Source organism: Seleniivibrio sp. (genome assembly GCF_021209385.1).
Classification (GTDB): Bacteria; Chrysiogenota; Deferribacteres; order Deferribacterales; family Geovibrionaceae; genus Seleniivibrio.
In genome coordinates this window covers 37,491-53,359 of the sequence record NZ_JAJOIL010000026.1, presented here as the reverse complement: position 1 = coordinate 53,359, position 15,869 = coordinate 37,491, and the positions used below count along the sequence as shown (strand labels likewise).

Here is a 15,869-nt window from a genome sequence, read left to right as displayed (position 1 = left end):
TTTTACAAATCAGGCAATGAAAATGTAAATCCCCCTGAATCCCCCTTTATTAAAGGGGGATAAGGGTGGATTTTATTGAGTATTATTTCTGTCCGCCGCCAAGCGCTTTGTAAAGGTTTATCTGGCTGGTGATGTCAGCCTCCTTCACAGATACAAGCGCTATCTGTGCATTGAACAGTGACTGTTGTGCTTCAAGTACAGCCAGGTAGCTGTCCACGCCCTTTTCATAGCGCAGAAGCGAAAGTTCGTATGAACGTTTTGATGCTGCCGTCTGAGCTTTTTGCGCATCGAACTGCTTTCCGTATGTTGCTTTGGCGGAAAGTCCATCCATTACTTCTCTGAAAGCCGTCTGGATTGCCTGTTCGTATTCTGCCGCTGCAATTTTTTGGTTGTTGTTGGCGTTTTCCAGATTCACCTTGTTTCTGCCTGCATCAAAGATGGGCAGGTCTATTTTCGGAGCGAAGCTCCATGCAAAGGTTGAACCGGAAGAGAACAGGTCGCCAAGCTCGCCGCTTGCCACACCGAAATAGCCAGTAAGGGAGACAGAGGGGAAGAATGCCGCTCTTGCCGCTCCTATGTTGGCGTTATACGATATGAGGTTCTGTTCGCTCTGGCGCACGTCAGGTCTGCTCAGCAGAACTTCGGAAGGCATCCCCACAGGAAGTTCTTTGATTAGCTCAACGTTGTCGATATCCTCCTGCAGAAGAGAATCATCTATGTCCGCACCAGTAAGGAGTACCAGAGCGTTCTTATCCTGCTCTTTTGCCCTTGTGTATTGCTGGATGGAAGCTTTTGCCGCCTCAACGGAAGATACAGCCTGTACAAGGTCAAGCTCTGTGCGCACACCCGCGTCATATCCTCTTTTTACAAGTGAATATGAATCCTGAGTAGCTTTAAGAGTGTCTTTGGATATCTCCAGCATTCTGGAATCTGCCAGATAGGTTATGTAAGCGTTGGCTGTTTCAGCAATGAGCGATGTCTGCGCAGCAGTTCTTGCTTCTTCTGTCGCCATGTACTGACGCAGAGCCGCTTCGTTAAGGCTTCTGACTTTGCCGAAGAAGTCTATCTCGTAAGAGGTGTTCACATTCGCAGAGAACGACGAGCTTGTGACAGACCGTCCGGTAGAGCTTGCGTTTTCAGGTACAGCGGTTCTCGAACCTTCGCCCGTAAGGTTTACAGACGGAAGAAGGTCGGCTTTCTGTATTCTGTATGTTGCTCTTGCCTTCTCAATATTCAAAGCGGCAATGCGAAGGTCTCTGTTGTTGTCCAGAGCTGTCTGTATTACCTTCTGCATGTTTTCTGAGCGGAAATACTCCTTCCATGCTATGTCAGAAGTTTTTTTCTCAGAAACCTCTGTCTTTGTGTCGCCCCACTGGTTTGTTACAGGCATGTCGGGGCGTTTGTAATCCGGAGCCATGGTGGCGCACCCTGCCATGAGGGTGACCGCCGCCGCAGTTATTACGATTTTATTTAACATTGTCAATCTCCCTGCGTATGATCTTTCTGCCGAATTTTCCTCTGATCATAATGAAGAACATGGGCACGAATATCATTGCGAGGAATGTCGCCGCTATCATACCGCCGATAACACCGATACCGATGGCGTTCTGGCTCGCTGAGCCGGCGCCGTTTGAAATGGCAAGGGGTGTAACACCGAGGATAAACGCCAGTGACGTCATTACGATGGGACGCAGCCTCATTTTTGATGCGTGCATTGCCGCCTCAATAAGCTCCATTCCGTGGTCGTAAAGTTCACTTGCGAATTCAACGATAAGAATTGCGTTCTTCGCCGCAAGACCGATAGTCGTAAGCATACCCACCTGAAAGTATACGTCGTTTGACATTCCGAAGAATTTTGTCGCAGCAACCGTACCGAAAATACCCATAGGAACGATAAGAATTACCGCGAAAGGCACCGCCCAGCTCTCATAAAGCGCCGCAAGACAGAGGAAAACTATCAGGAGCGACAGAGAGTAGAGAAGCATGGTCTGTGAACCCGCCTGAATTTCTTCATATGAGAGACCCGACCATTCGAAACCTATGCCTTTGGGGAGTTTCTGCGCAAATTCCTCCATAATCTTCATTGCCTCGCCGGAGCTTACGCCGGGAGCAGCCTGACCCATTATCTGCTGTGATGAGATACCGTTGTACCTTTCCAGCTTGGGCGAGCCGTATGTCCAGTGCGCTGTGGCAAAGGATGAGAAAGGAACCATCTGTCCCTTGTTGTTCTTGATGAACCATTTGCTTATGTCGTCCGGTACCATACGGGAGTCTGCGTTACCCTGTATGTATACCTTTTTGATACGCCCTTCATGGAGGAAGTCGTTTATGTATGACGAACCCCATGCCGACTGGAGCGTACTGTTGATGTCTGCTATGGAAAGACCGAGTGCTGACGCTTTTTCATGGTCTATGTCCACTTTATACATAGGAACGTCGGACAGACCGTTGGGACGCACGCCCACAAGTCTTTTCTCCTGTGAAGCCATTCCAAGCATCTGGTTTCTGGCGTTCATAAGTGTTTCGTGTCCGAGGTTTGCTCTGTCAACAAGCTGCATATCGAAACCGGTTGCGTTTCCAAGCTCGATGATTGGGGGTGGGAAGAATGCGAATACCATCGCATCTTTTATGGGATAAAGCGCTCCCATTGCACGTTGAGCTATTGCTGCAGCTTTCTGGTCGGGTCTTTTTCTTTCAGACCAGTCTTTTAACCTCACAAAACCAAATCCTGAGTTCTGTCCGCTTCCGGCAAAGCTGAAACCTACAATTGTAAAAACGGCTTCAACGTTATCTTTTTCCGCAGTCATGAAGTAGTCTTCGACTTTTTTCATTGTTTCCCTTGTTCTTTCCTGTGTCGATCCGGGAGGTGTTGAAATCTGTATGAATACGACACCCTGATCCTCGTCGGGGAGGAAAGATGTGGGAATATGCATGAACAGATAGACCAGACCGCCTATGATGAGACCGTAAAGGATAAGGAAACGTCCGACCTTTCCGGCAACGTAGCCTACGCTTGTTTCGTACATATCACGGCTTGCGTTGAACATTCTGTTGAACCAGCCGAAGAAGCCCGTCATGTGTTCCTTGTGTCCTTTTTCAACAGGTTTCAGCATTGTCGCACAGAGTGCCGGAGTCAGTATAAGCGCTATCAGCACCGACAGAGCCATCGCTGAAACAATGGTGATTGAAAACTGGCGGTAGATCGCTCCTGTAGAACCTGCAAAGAATGCCATAGGAACGAACACTGCTGAAAGAACCAGAGCGATACCGATAAGTGCGGAAGTGATCTGATCCATTGATTTGCGTGTGGCATCCCTTGGACTCAGCCCTTCTTCACTCATGATACGTTCAACGTTCTCAACAACGACAATGGCGTCGTCCACCAGCAGACCGATGGCAAGTACCATAGCAAACATAGTAAGGGTGTTTATGGTGAAACCGCATATGGAAAGTACGGCAAACGTACCCAGAAGAACGACGGGAACCGCGATCGTAGGTATCAGGGTCGCCCTGAAGTTCTGAAGGAACAGGAACATTACGAAGAACACCAGAATGATGGCTTCTATCAGTGTCTTTACAACCTCGTGAATGGAAAGCTCAACGAAAGGTGTTGAGTCGTATGGATAGACAACTTCAAGCCCTTCGGGCATGAAGGCTGAAAGCTCGTTTATTTTAGCTTTAACAAGTCTGGCTGTTTCAAGGGCGTTTGCTCCGGTGGCAAGGCTCACCGCCATACCTGTGGCTGGCATGCCCTTATATTTTGTCACAAAGTCGTAGCTTTGTACGCCGAGTTCAACTCTTGCAACGTCTTTAAGACGAACCTGGGAACCGTCGGTATTGACCTTAACAAGAATTTTTTCAAAATCCTCAACTGTCTTCAGTTTGGACTGAGCGGTTACGGTAGCGTTAAGCTGCTGACCTTTAACAGAGGGAGTACCGCCGAGCTGACCGGCGGAAACGTCCGCGTTCTGCGCCTCAATGGCTGATGATATTTCAGATACTGACAGTTTATAGTTGTTCAGCTTGCTCGGATCCAGCCAGATACGCATTGCGTATGGCTGACCGAAAACAGTAACGGTTCCTACTCCTGAAACACGGCTTATGGGATCCACAACCTTAGAGTTCAGGTAGTCACCGATGGCGTTCTGGTCAGTCTTTCCGTCTTTGGAATAGAAGCCTGCCACCAGAAGGAAGCCTTTTGATGACTTGGCAACAGTTACACCCTGTTCCTGAACTTCCTGCGGAAGGGTTGACATGGCGCTTTGCAGTTTATTCTGTACCTGAACCTGCGCGATGTCGGGGTCTGCCTCCGGCTCGAAAGTAAGTGTTATGGTAACGTTACCTGAGGAGTCGCTGGCAGAGGAGAAATATCGCAGATAGTCGATACCTGTGAGTTTCTGCTCTATGACCTGAGTGACACTGTTTTCCAATGCCTCTGCTGATGCACCGGGATAATAGGCGCGTATCTCGACAGAAGGCGGGGCTATGCGGGGATACTGCTCAATGGGCAGCGTTTCAATAGCCAGAATACCCCCAAGCATAATTATTATGGCTATCACCCATGCAAAGACTGGGCGGTCTATGAAGAATCTTGACATCTATTTAATCCTTACTTCTTTACATAGGGAACGGTTTTAACGGTTGCTCCGGCCTGAACTTTCATCAGTCCTTCCACCATTACAACTTCTCCAGCCGCGACACCGCTGTCGACAAGCCATTTGTCGCCGACAACCGATGAAACCTTAACAGGTGCGGGATTCACTACGCCGTTCTTGTCAACCTTGAAAACGATTGTGCTGCCGTCGGCATTTCTTACAACTGCCTGCTGAGGTATGAGGATAGCGTTCTCAACCTTTGACTGTGCAAGTTTTGCGCGTACGAAAAGCCCGGGGAGAATTTCCATATCGGGGTTGTCGAATATAGCGCGAAGCTGAACCATTCCTGTGGTTTCGTCAACCGTAACGTCGGAAAACTGGAGGTGACCCAGAAGCTTGAACGACTGTCCGTTTTCAAATATCAGCTCAACGGGAGGTTTGCTTCCCATTGTGTTTTTAAGGTTCATGACTTCTTCCGCAGACTGCGTAAGGTCGACATACACTCTGTCGAGCTGCTGAACGGTTGCCAGCGCGGTTTCCTGATTGGCTGTCACAAGAGCGCCCTCCGTAACGGACGATTTACCGATGCGTCCTGAAACGGGTGAAAGCACTTTTGTATATTTAAGATCTATCTGCGCCTGTGTAACGGCTGCCTTTGCAACGGCTATTTCAGCCTTTGCCTGAGCCAGAGACGCTGCGGCGTCGTCATAGTCCTGTTTGCTTACGGCACCCGCTTTAACGAGTTCCGCATATCTTTCCGCTTTTGCCTGAACAGACATGATATTAGCTTCCGCTTTCTGCAGAGCCGCAACGGCACTGTCATAAGCTGCCTGATAGGGTGCGGGGTCTATCTGATAAAGCTGTTGTCCCTCTTTAACATTGCCCCCTTCTGTGAACAGTCTTTTGATTATGATTCCTGATACCTGCGGGCGTATCTGCGCAACGCGGTATGCAGAGGTCCTTCCCGGAAGCTCTTTGCTCACGGCGACTGTTTCGGGTGTTGCCGTTACAACGCTTATTTCTGTCGGAGGCATTGCTCCTGCCTGACCCTGCTGTACGGCAGGTTTTTTTGTCATCCAGTACGCAGCGGCAATAACAACGATAGCTAATGCGGCAACGGCGAATAATACCTTGTTTTTCATCGCTTTTTCCTCAAAAATCAGATTTATTCTACAATCAGGAGCCTTTTGAGCAGCCTGATAACGTCCTCTTTCTTCTTTTCCATGTCATAGTTTTCTATACCCTGACACATTACAGACCTGAAAGTACCTATAATAGTTCCCCATATCATTTCCGCAAGAACGATCGGATCGGCGTCAACTATCTGCCCGTTTTCGATACCTTTTTTTATGGCATTTGCAAGGGGGGTAATTATTATCTCGTTCTTCTCAATGATATCTTCCTCCACCGTGCGATATTTCTGCATAAACATGAAATATTTACTTACACGGTCAAAAGATTTAAAGGTGTAATCCAGAAAATCGCAGAGATTGTCCATGGGGTCTCTGTCCTCTTTGAATATACGTCTTTTTTCCTCTGTGAAGGGTCCTATGAACTCATTATGAACATAATGGAAAAGCTCCTCCTTATTGGCAAAATAATTGTAAAGGGTTCCCTTTGCCACTCCGGAGTGTTTTGCCACCACTTCCATAGTAATGGGCGCGTCTTTGTCGATGAGAGAAAGCACGGCAGTGACTATCTCCCTCTTCATCATCTCGTCCATCTATCTTTTTTTTCTTTGAATGGTATTCACGTTTTCTCCGTTAAACAAATGTTTGGGTTATAATTGGTCAACAATATGACCGAACGGTCATTTAGTCAATACATAAGTTTGTGTATTTTTGTAACGAATCTTATTTGCATTGATAATTAAGAAAAATAATTTATAATGACTAAAAAACAGGAGAAAACCGATGATAGGTTTCGGTCTCGTAACCCTCGCGTTCATGATATTCGGACTTGCTGCCGCAGTACTTTTTATATGGACAATTGTCGATATCATCCGTTCTGATTTCAAAGACGGCGCCACAAAAATAGTCTGGATAATCGCTGTTATAGCGTTCAATTTTCTTGCGATAATAATATACCTTATTTTTGGCAAAGAAACAAAGGTGAAACCGCAGAAACAGTCCAATCCGATGGTTGACTGATTAACCTCCGGACATGATTGTGCCTTTTTCACAATTGCTCATTATTATGGTGGTTTGCGGTTGACAATTTCCTAATACGGTGGTTTTATTATTTAACATTTATTAAAATATAGGTTTATTCGATGCGCAGGTCTTTCTCGGGGAAGTGGCTTTTTGCAGGTCTCTTTCTTCTGTTTTTGATTGACGTGATATTTGTTTATTTCAGTTATTTCACCTCTAAGGATGGATTGCTGAGAGAGATAGGAAACGAGACAATATCTGCTGAACAAATGTTTACTTCAAGTTTGGACTTTTCTGCAAAATACATGCAGGAGATAGCCACCTTCATAGCATCCGACAGTACAACCCAGGAACTTTTTTATAAGGGTGTGAGAGCTGTTCAGTCCGGAGACACCGAGCTTGAGAGCAAATCACGCGAAGAGCTTTACGACCATCTGAAAGACGGATGGAACCAGCTCCACGGCGTTTACGGTATTACCCAGATACATTTTTTTCTACCGGAAGGGGCAACTTCTTTTCTCCGTATGCACAAACCGGGCAGTTTCGGTGACGATCTGCACCATGTCCGTTTTTCAATCGTTGATGCGAACAGCACAAAAAGCAAAAAAATGGGGTTCGAGGTTGGGCGTGTGGAGGCGGGCATACGCGGTGTCGTTCCTTTCTTTTATACGGAAGACGGGAAAGAGCCGGTGCATATTGGCGCAATAGAGGTATGTTCTTCGTTCGATACCATACTTAAAACACTGAAAAACTCTCTGTCCGCCGATCTGGCGGTCTATCTTTCAACGGAAAAGCTGGAACATACTATGTGGCAGTATCAGTATATTAAAAAGCTCAATGAAGTGTCGCCCATAAACGGGTACATAGCGGAGGATGCCTCAACAAGTGTTGTTCAGGACGAAATAGAGAAGAATCAGAATCTTGATATTTTTAAACAGAGCAGTCCGCACATCATAGAAGATGGCGGGACGGTTTACTATCTCAGTTCGTTTCCTTTTTATGATTATGTGACCCTTCGGGATAAAAAGAAAGAACCTGTGGGTTATGTGGTTATAAAGAAGGATATAACTGCCCTTTATGCTAAATTCAGGAAGAACAACAACATGATAATAACCTACGCCGTAGCTGCATATGTAATAGTTGTTCTTTGCGGTTATGCGGCATGGAGATACGGGTCGCGGATTTTTATGGATATCATAGACCAGCGGACGAATGAGCTTATTGCCGCAAAGGTCGAGGCGGAACTTGCCAACAGGGCAAAGAGCGAATTCCTTGCGAATATGAGCCACGAGATACGCACTCCCATGAACGGAATAATAGGTATTTCCGACATAATAACTAAACAGGATATACCGGAAAAGATACGCGGACAGGTGGAGATACTTAAAAGATCCGGCATAATGCTTCTGGGTATAGTCAACAACATTCTTGATTTTTCAAAGATAGAGGCTGGCAAAATGCATGTCAGCAGGGAACCCGTCAGCATACGCGACGAGGTGAGCGGCATAATCAGCATGCTCGGAGTAAGTGCATACGGCAAAGGACTCGAATTGGTAGTTGATTACGAAGACAACATGCCTGAACGTATCATCTCCGACAGAATGTGGTTCGGGCAGATACTTGTGAACCTTATAGGCAACTCTCTTAAGTTTACGGAAAACGGCAGTATTGCTCTTAAGGTCAGCTATTCGCCGGACACGTCTTCAATAGTGTTCAGTATCAGCGACACAGGCATCGGTATTCCTGAGGAGAAGGCGTCGGAGCTTTTCAGGCCTTTCTCACAGGCGGGAATCTCAACGGGAAAATACGGCGGTACAGGTCTGGGGCTGTCCATCTGCAAATCTGTGGTTGATGAGCTGGGCGGCGAAATAGGTTTTTATAACAATGAAGGTGCCGGATGTACCTTCTGGTTTACCCAGCCTGTGGACAGAGCTTCCAACATCATCAGCGTCCGCCGCGATCTGTCTGAAATCTCATTTCAGACAATGATAGGCAACATTGAACTGGAAAAGTGGATAATAAGCTGTCTTGTGGACTGCGGAGCGTTATATAAAGGGTCTTATCTCAAAGATCCGGTTAATCGCGAAACGCCGGAATTTGTCATAATAGCGGATGCGGATCTGTTTTTTAATACGGAGCTGAACGGGCAACACAGAGGATTTCATACCGGCAGTATGCGTTATATCCTTCTGGAGAAGGGAATGGATTCGTCTCTGCCTTTTGAGAACATAGATTATATGCGGTTTTCAGTGCTGACAAAGCCGCTGGATGACGAACGGCTCATATCTGAAGCGCTGGAGTTCAGGTCTGAAAGTAAAGGCAGGGAAAAACGCAGCGCATATGATAATATTTTCAATGGCTACCGTGTGCTTGTGGCGGAGGATAACGATATAAACCGTCAGGTGATCTCAATATATCTCAAGATATGGGGTTGTGAGTTTGTTATGACTGATAATGGAAAACAGGCTGTGGATACCGCGGCAAACGGCGGGTTCGACCTTATTATTATGGATTGCCTGATGCCTGTAATGGACGGATATCAGGCTACTGAAGTCATACGTAACATAGAACGTGCCAAAAAATCCCACCGCGTACCTATAATAGCCATGACCGCCAACGCCATGCAGGGCGACAGGGAGATGTGTATCAACGCGGGAATGGACGGATATATCAGCAAGCCATTCAACGAGGACGAGGCTGTTGAAGAACTCGGAAAGTGGATAACGCCTCTGATTCCGATGCGAAAAGAACCGGAAAAGAGGAAGCACGCGGATACGGCTTCTTTTGACAGGGCGACATTCGATAAGCTTTTCTCCATGCTGGGGAGTAATCCGGCTCTTACTCAGGAGTTTGTTACGACCTATCTGCATACCAGCGAACAATATATCAAAGATGTCATTTCGGCTGTTCAGGTAAAGGACAGCAACCTTATGCTGATGTCTGTACATTCGCTTAAATCCAGCAGTGCGTCAATGGGTTGTCTCCGACTGTCAAGGCTTTGCGGCGATGCGCAGGATATGCTGAAAAATTCAGACAGATTCATGGGAAGCGAACTGGCAAAGCTTATAATCGAAGAGTATAAGAATTCTTCAGGGCTTATGGAGGAATATTTTAAAGAGATTCAGGATGCGTCCTCCTGATCGTAGATAACAGTTGTGTTGCGCCCTTTTTCTTTTGCCTTTGAAAGTGCTTCTTCAGCATTTTTCATAAGGACTATCTCATTACTCCCGTGTTCAGGGAATATAACGGCACCGATACTGACCGTTATGCTCAGGTCATATCCTTCCACATAGAATGGCTCTTCAAAGAGGTTCCTTATTTTTTCGGCTTTTTCAAACAGGTCGTCTTTGCCGGATATTCTCGGCAGAAGTATTGCAAACTCGTCTCCGGCAATCCTGCTGACGGCGTTCTCCGCCGCCTGTTTCATTCTTTCTGCGGCGTTTTTAAGCACTATGTCCCCTGCGCTGAATCCGAATGACGAGTTTATTCTTTTGAAGTTGTCCATTCCTGCTATGAGAAGAGCACCAGATGCATCTACAAGTTTTGCAGCCTCTATCTCGTCTTCCAGCCTGGCTGTGAAAAATTCGCGTTTCGGCAGTCCGGTGACATTGTCAAATTTCTTCATCTCTGCAATTCTGGATTCAAACTGTTTTCGCTGGCTTATATCTCTTGTAACGCCTATCAGTCCGACAAATTCGTTCTTTTTGTTATACATTGCGGTTACATTTACATCCGACCAGATTGTGGAACCGTCTTTGCACGGCTGTTCCAGGTCGGCACGGAATCCGGGGAAGGGCAGGTTATACGCAATACATTCCCTCAGTTGTCTCAGCCCCTCTGTAACTATCATCTGTGATTCGGGCATCAGAACTTTTTCCAGCGGCTGTGCCATGACCTCTTCCGGAGTATATCCGCGTGCTTTTTTTACGGACGGGCTGATATACGTGAATTTACCGTTCAGATCCATTGTCCATATGACATCAGAGATGTTGTCCGCCAGAAGTCTGTGTCGCTCCTCGCTTATGTGCAGCCGTTCTCTTGTTGCCTTACTTTCGGTTATGTCGATGGCAGTTCCTATGACATACATTTCACCGTTATATTGAATGGTTCTGCCGGAGTGGTCTATCCATCTGACCTCACCGTTTTTTTTGCGTATTTTCATCTCGTATCTGTCGGGAACGTTTTCGCCTCTTTCCCTTGCGCGGGTTCTCTCTTTGGCTATTTCTCTGAAATCCGGGTGAATGAACTCAAATTCGTCCATCTGCAAAAGTTCTTCTTTGGAATATCCCGTAAACTCGGTTATCGCTCTGTTTGCCGTGATGATCCTTGAACCTTTAAGCATGTAGATAGCGGCTGTGGCGTTTTCCACAAGTGTAAGGTATTGTTCCTGCGCTTCTGTCAGGTCATTCTTTATTTTTTCTTCCGCGTTTTGTGTCTTTTTCATTTTTCTGAACAGAAGGTAGATATAGACGAGAAGACCTGCGGCAATGACAAGCAATCCTGCAATAATGAGGACATTAAAGAGCTGCAGACCGTCCTTTTTCTTCTGTTCATAAAGAAAACCTTCAAAGGTGAAATCCTGATCCAGCATGCCGAGGCTTTTGTAAACGTTCGCGATATGCTGCCAGCGTCCGGAATTCATATATCCTATCTCTATCAGTTCCGGCTTGAGCATTTCGTCCATTTCTTTAGCTTCGTGGAGATAAAAATCTTTCGGATGTTTGGAGGAATATTTGTTATATATGATATCGACAAGCTCTTCCTTGTGCGTCATGGCGTAGTACCAGCCTTTAAGGGATGCCCGGCGAAATGCTTCTACAGTTTCAGGCTTATTCTTTATCATATATTCGGATGTAAACAGATTGTCCCCGTAAAAATCTATTCCTGCGGCTCTGGGGTCGAACACCTGATAGGGTATGTTCTCTTTTTCCAGGTAATAGGTCTCGTTGGTCACATAGGCAGAGATGGCGTCAACACGTCCGTCGATGAGATCGCGCACATCAAAGCTGTGTGGGATGAATCTGATGTCCTTAGGCGATATTTTTTCGCTTTGAAGATAGGCAAGAAGCTCTTCGGACTGTCGTTCAAACATGACTTTTTTGCCGACAAGATCGTGTATGGTCTTGACTCTGTTATTCTCCTGCAATGCAAGTATCACAAGGGGGGAGTGCTGAAATATTACTGCGAGAACAACTACGGGCTGATTGCTCTGTCTTGCGAGCAGAAGACTATCCGTACCCACTCCGAACTGCGCTCTCCCGCTCAGCACTTCGCCGATAACGTCGGATTCGGGCTGCGCCTCTTTGATGGTGACGTCAAGCCCTGCGTCGTCGTAAAAGCCTTTCTCTTTTGCCGCATAATATCCGGCAAACTGAAATGCGTGCGTCCATTTTAGCTGAAGAGTGACCTTCTGCTTTTCCTGCGCGCATACCGGAATGACGGATACGATTAACAGCAATACCCCTAAAATAACTGATCTGACCAAAAAAAACTCCGATAGATGAAAATATCCAACTATATTCTAGCAGATTCCTAAAACTATAGTTGGAAAAATTTCTTCATATCTATAGAAATTTTTTCACCCGCCCGAAGCATCGTGCGAAGCTGCATCAGTTTTGCATCGACAGATTGCAGAACCTCAAGTCCGGCAAGTTCGTCTTTGTCAGTTTCTATGATTTTTTTAACGCCGCCGTTGTGTATGGCAAGTCTTCTGTTGCCCATCAGCGCCAGTATGGGGTCGTGGGTTGACATCAGAACTATTTTCTCTTTTTTTACAAGCAGTTCCAGAGCTTTTCGTCTGTCGACACCGGCATTCTCAATTTCGTCGATAAGCACAATAGGTGAGGAGCTGAGCATTGCCGTATCAGCTATCATAAGCGCGCGGGACTGACCGCCGGAAAGCTGTGTCAGAGCAGTTTCGTATGTGAAGGTTTCCCCTGCAAGCTCGTTTGCGCAGGTTATTACGGCTTCAACAGTAGCCTCGATGTCGGGTATCATGCGGCTGGATGCGTGCATTGCGATGAACTCGCCCACGCTCATGTCCACAACGAAGTTCATGTTCTGGGAGAGCTGTGCCACCAGTTTGTTTTCCAGACGGAATCTGTCTTCGCCGGCGAGTATCTTTCCGTTCACCATAACGGTTCTTTCAGTGGGTGTGTCCTTCTGTGCGAAACATTCTATGTCAGCCAGCAGACGGCTTTTGCCGGAACCTGTTGTGCCGACTATGCAGAGTATGTCGCCGGGGTTAAGCGTCAGCTCAAAGTTTTCGGGCGTACCGGATTTATCCTTTCCGCCGATGATAGTGACGCTGTGAACTGAGCGTTCCGCGGTGCTTTTCAGCATTGCCGCCTGTTTCAGAAACTCTATAAAGTGAGACGATATCTGTTCTTTAGAGAATCCTTTATCTTCAAGAACTTCGTCATTCAGAGCGTCTATTATCTCTCTGGGGGTAAGTTCGCTGTCCGCAACGGATACACCCACGGAGCGGAAATAGTCCATAGCATAAGGGTGTTCTTCCGTTATCACTGCTATGGGGGTGTTCATCAGTTCTGTCATACCGCTGCCTCTTCTTCCTCTTTGAATACCATTTTTTTCACATTCCCCTTCTGGTGGTCAACACCGATTGTCATTTCTCCGACGCAGTAGGGGCAGATGGCGGCTGGCATTGAGAAGCGGAGTTTCGCATCCTCCAGACTTTCAACATCCGTCGCTTTTGAAAAGGCATGGGAGAGGTCATAGGCTCCCTGTCCGGTGATGCCGTTAACGAAGATAACGGATGCCTTGGGGTTTGCCTGACGCACGCGGAATGAGAAAACTTCCCGTTCCGCCTGTGAAACTATGTCGCCTTTCGTAACTGCGACGGTGTCGGCATAGCGGAGCATGGGACCTATCTTTTTCGGGGTGTCCGCTCCGGCTAGACAGTCGATTACGCAGACCGCAGGAATCTCCTTTATGTGCGGGCTGCATCTGTTGCACAGACCTGCGCTTTCACTTATGAGCATGTCGAAGCCTTTGCGCTTTGCCCATTGGAGGCAGTCGTCGATGTTGCTGACAAAGTAGTGGTCTGGACAGAGGTTGCCCGACAGACCTGTTACGACGGATATTCCTGCTTTTTTGTAAAGCAGGTGGTCGGATGTCGAGAGACAGTCGAATTTCACCACGCCAATCTTGGAATATATCTTCTTAAGATGGACGGCGGTTTTTATTATTACGGCGGTCTTGCCAGCGGAGGGCGGTCCCGCAACTGTTACAAGTTTCATATTATTTGTTCACCAGTATCTGAAATTTACGTTTACCGTGGGAGCTGTGCTTGCTTATTGAACCTGCTTCCCTGCGGTATTCTGCAAAGCGGGCGTTCAATTCGTCGGAAAATACTTTCATGTCGTGTTCGCGCACAAAGTCCCATCCGAACCATTTCAGTTTTGTTCCCTGAGGCAGAACGTTGGGTACATCCGGACATGTCGACGGGAATTTAGCACTTGAAGAGATGCCTCCCATTACGGAACCTGTCATGAAGTCCGTGACGACCTTCATTTTTTCCTCTTTGCCGGCTTTCACCATCATATACATGGGGCTGACAAGTGCGCCCTCTTCGGGGAAGATGATGGATATGTGGTCTGTGTTGGGGCATGTGTCTGCGAAGAACCACGCCAGAACGTAGATCGCAGCGCCTTCTTTCATGCTGCTTCCCGCGGCTTTTGCCATCTGGGATGCGTGCCATGTGTCTTTTATGTTGCCTGCCATGCTTTTAACAGCTTCTTCGCCGCCGTCCTTATATATGTGCATAAGGAGAACTTCGTTTATTTCGTCTTCGCTGCCGCTCACGATGATATTTTCCTTGTATATGGGGTTTGCAAGGTCAATCCAGCGTTCCGGTATAGGCAGGTCGCCGAGCTTTTTGTGGTCGATGAGCATGACATAAGCTGAGAACGAATAGACAGTGTAATGTCCCAGCGGATCCTTTAGGTCTTTAAACTCTTCGATGTAGGGTTTTGTTTCAACGGCTTTGAAAAGACCCGTATCGAGGAAGCGTTCGCGGAAAGGTTTGCGCCAGTATGCGCCGAATCCCAGCGATGCTATCGCGTCGGGCAGGTCGTCGATGTTTTCCGTATCCCATATGTATTCATAGGGGTCGGGACCGCCGCAGCCCATTGGGACGAAGCTGATGAGCTTTTCGCCTGTTTTTTCGTAATGCCCGTTGAGTGTGCTTTCAAATGCCTCTTTGAAGAGGTGCTTGAAGGGACAGACAACGTAGCCGAGGAAATCCGTGCGCACGGCAGGGGTTTCGTCAGTATAGAGTATCTTGACCTGCGAGCAGCTCTCTGCGGTTTCGTTCAGCAGTTTGAGAAATATCTCAGGGTTAAGACTGCGCAGTTTCATGAAAGATTCAACTGTGAGCGCCGCCATAAAGATGTGGTTATTCTGCTCAACGGAAAGACCGTTGGCGATAAATACCGATCTGGTATCGGGATAGGTTGAAATGACCTCTGAAAGGGTCATCTCGGGGGTGACAAGGGGCATAATATTCCTCCGTAAGTCCGCAAAAACGGACACGTTTGATTTCTTATTATCCTTTCCCCACAAAAGATATTCTATTAATATAGGCATAAGCCCTGTTTAGCAAACACTTTTTTTCCTCTGAAAATCTGACGAAACCCTTACAAATTGCGGAAAGTTTTATGTCACTTCGGTTCTAGATTAATAGAAAATAACGAGGTGACGACATGACTCTTATATTTTTTCTTGCCGCCGCCGGATATATTATATGGCGAACCGCTCGCATCGCCGAAAGACTTTTCGATGAGATAGCGGACACCGTAAAAGTTATCTGAAACAGCCGCGTCGGCACAAAAGGTCTTCGTGAGGGCTTCTGCCCGAAGCGAACTGTTTTTATATGTAAAATCATTTGACAGATTTGGTCTGAATATGCCAGAATGATTCATCGGGATTCAGGGAAGTCCGGTTAAAATCCGGCACTGCCCCCGCAACTGTAATCCGGACGAAATCCTCAATTTTAAGTCACTGCGAAAGCGGGAAGACGGAGGAGAGTAGGTTGATGGAAAGTCAGGATACCTGCCCCGAAGTAACCAGCGGAGGGATGGATGATCTTACATCATTCCATTAA

Annotated in this window: 10 protein-coding genes and 1 riboswitch; of the genes, 2 read left to right on the top strand and 8 right to left on the bottom strand. The window is 47.0% G+C overall.

Annotation, left to right across the window (positions count from 1 at the left end; genetic code table 11):
* Positions 1–82 precede the first annotated feature (82 nt).
* The 4 genes from LRY47_RS08060 to LRY47_RS08045 are packed head-to-tail and all read right to left on the bottom strand — an operon-like array spanning position 83 to position 6,318.
* Positions 83–1,477, bottom strand: coding sequence for an efflux transporter outer membrane subunit (locus LRY47_RS08060; RefSeq protein WP_295224041.1), 1,395 nt, complete (start codon positions 1,475–1,477; stop codon positions 83–85).
* Positions 1,467–4,598, bottom strand: coding sequence for an efflux RND transporter permease subunit (locus LRY47_RS08055; protein ID WP_295224039.1), 3,132 nt, complete (start codon positions 4,596–4,598; stop codon positions 1,467–1,469). Before LRY47_RS08055 ends, LRY47_RS08060 begins: the two co-directional genes overlap by 11 nt.
* 11 nt (positions 4,599–4,609) lie before the next feature.
* A complete protein-coding gene (locus LRY47_RS08050; protein ID WP_295224036.1) occupies positions 4,610–5,737 on the bottom strand; it encodes an efflux RND transporter periplasmic adaptor subunit in 1,128 nt (375 codons plus the stop codon).
* A 23-nt stretch (positions 5,738–5,760) separates the two neighbouring features.
* Entirely contained in the window at positions 5,761–6,318 is a 558-nt protein-coding gene (locus LRY47_RS08045) for a TetR/AcrR family transcriptional regulator (RefSeq protein WP_295224034.1), read from the bottom strand.
* Between the two features lie 190 nt (positions 6,319–6,508).
* Between LRY47_RS08045 and LRY47_RS08040 the strand changes: the two genes are divergently transcribed.
* Together LRY47_RS08040 and LRY47_RS08035 are read left to right on the top strand one after the other, a co-directional pair.
* The gene (locus tag LRY47_RS08040; RefSeq protein WP_295224032.1) at positions 6,509–6,745 is read left to right on the top strand and encodes a PLD nuclease N-terminal domain-containing protein; all 237 of its coding nucleotides are present in this window, start codon (positions 6,509–6,511) and stop codon (positions 6,743–6,745) included.
* Between the two features lie 284 nt (positions 6,746–7,029).
* A complete protein-coding gene (locus tag LRY47_RS08035) occupies positions 7,030–9,885 on the top strand; it encodes an ATP-binding protein (protein WP_295224030.1) in 2,856 nt (951 codons plus the stop codon).
* On the opposite strand, the gene LRY47_RS08030 is transcribed toward LRY47_RS08035, so the two are convergent.
* The 4 genes from LRY47_RS08030 to LRY47_RS08015 all read right to left on the bottom strand — a co-directional run bounded on the left by LRY47_RS08030 (position 9,867) and on the right by LRY47_RS08015 (position 15,265).
* Positions 9,867–12,203 (bottom strand): ABC transporter substrate-binding protein, encoded by a 2,337-nt coding sequence (locus LRY47_RS08030; protein ID WP_295224028.1) that lies wholly within the window; start codon positions 12,201–12,203, stop codon positions 9,867–9,869. The two genes, LRY47_RS08035 and LRY47_RS08030, sit on opposite strands and share 19 nt — an antisense overlap.
* Positions 12,204–12,283: 80 nt before the next feature.
* Entirely contained in the window at positions 12,284–13,300 is a 1,017-nt protein-coding gene (locus tag LRY47_RS08025) for an ATP-binding cassette domain-containing protein (RefSeq protein ID WP_295224026.1), read from the bottom strand.
* Positions 13,297–14,004: a GTP-binding protein gene (locus LRY47_RS08020; RefSeq protein WP_295224024.1), complete on the bottom strand. Its 708-nt coding sequence runs from the start codon at positions 14,002–14,004 to the stop codon at positions 13,297–13,299. The genes LRY47_RS08025 and LRY47_RS08020 overlap by 4 nt, the downstream gene beginning before the upstream one ends.
* 1 nt (position 14,005) lies before the next feature.
* Positions 14,006–15,265 carry an ABC transporter substrate-binding protein gene (locus LRY47_RS08015; RefSeq protein WP_295224021.1) on the bottom strand — a complete coding sequence of 420 codons (1,260 nt, stop codon included), beginning with the start codon at positions 15,263–15,265 and terminating at the stop codon, positions 14,006–14,008.
* A gap of 378 nt (positions 15,266–15,643) precedes the next feature.
* Positions 15,644–15,840, top strand: a riboswitch (cobalamin riboswitch).
* Positions 15,841–15,869 lie beyond the last annotated feature (29 nt).

Excerpts from the sequence above, each read along its gene's own strand:
- LRY47_RS08060 (WP_295224041.1), bottom strand. The coding sequence starts at position 1,477 with ATGTTAAATAAAATCGTAATAACTGCGGCGGCGGTCACCCTCATGGCA.
- LRY47_RS08055 (WP_295224039.1), bottom strand. The coding sequence starts at position 4,598 with ATGTCAAGATTCTTCATAGACCGCCCAGTCTTTGCATGGGTGATAGCC.
- LRY47_RS08050 (WP_295224036.1), bottom strand. The coding sequence starts at position 5,737 with ATGAAAAACAAGGTATTATTCGCCGTTGCCGCATTAGCTATCGTTGTT.
- LRY47_RS08045 (WP_295224034.1), bottom strand. The coding sequence starts at position 6,318 with ATGGACGAGATGATGAAGAGGGAGATAGTCACTGCCGTGCTTTCTCTC.
- LRY47_RS08040 (WP_295224032.1), top strand. The coding sequence starts at position 6,509 with ATGATAGGTTTCGGTCTCGTAACCCTCGCGTTCATGATATTCGGACTT.
- LRY47_RS08025 (WP_295224026.1), bottom strand. The coding sequence starts at position 13,300 with ATGACAGAACTGATGAACACCCCCATAGCAGTGATAACGGAAGAACAC.
- LRY47_RS08020 (WP_295224024.1), bottom strand. The coding sequence starts at position 14,004 with ATGAAACTTGTAACAGTTGCGGGACCGCCCTCCGCTGGCAAGACCGCC.
- LRY47_RS08015 (WP_295224021.1), bottom strand. The coding sequence starts at position 15,265 with ATGCCCCTTGTCACCCCCGAGATGACCCTTTCAGAGGTCATTTCAACC.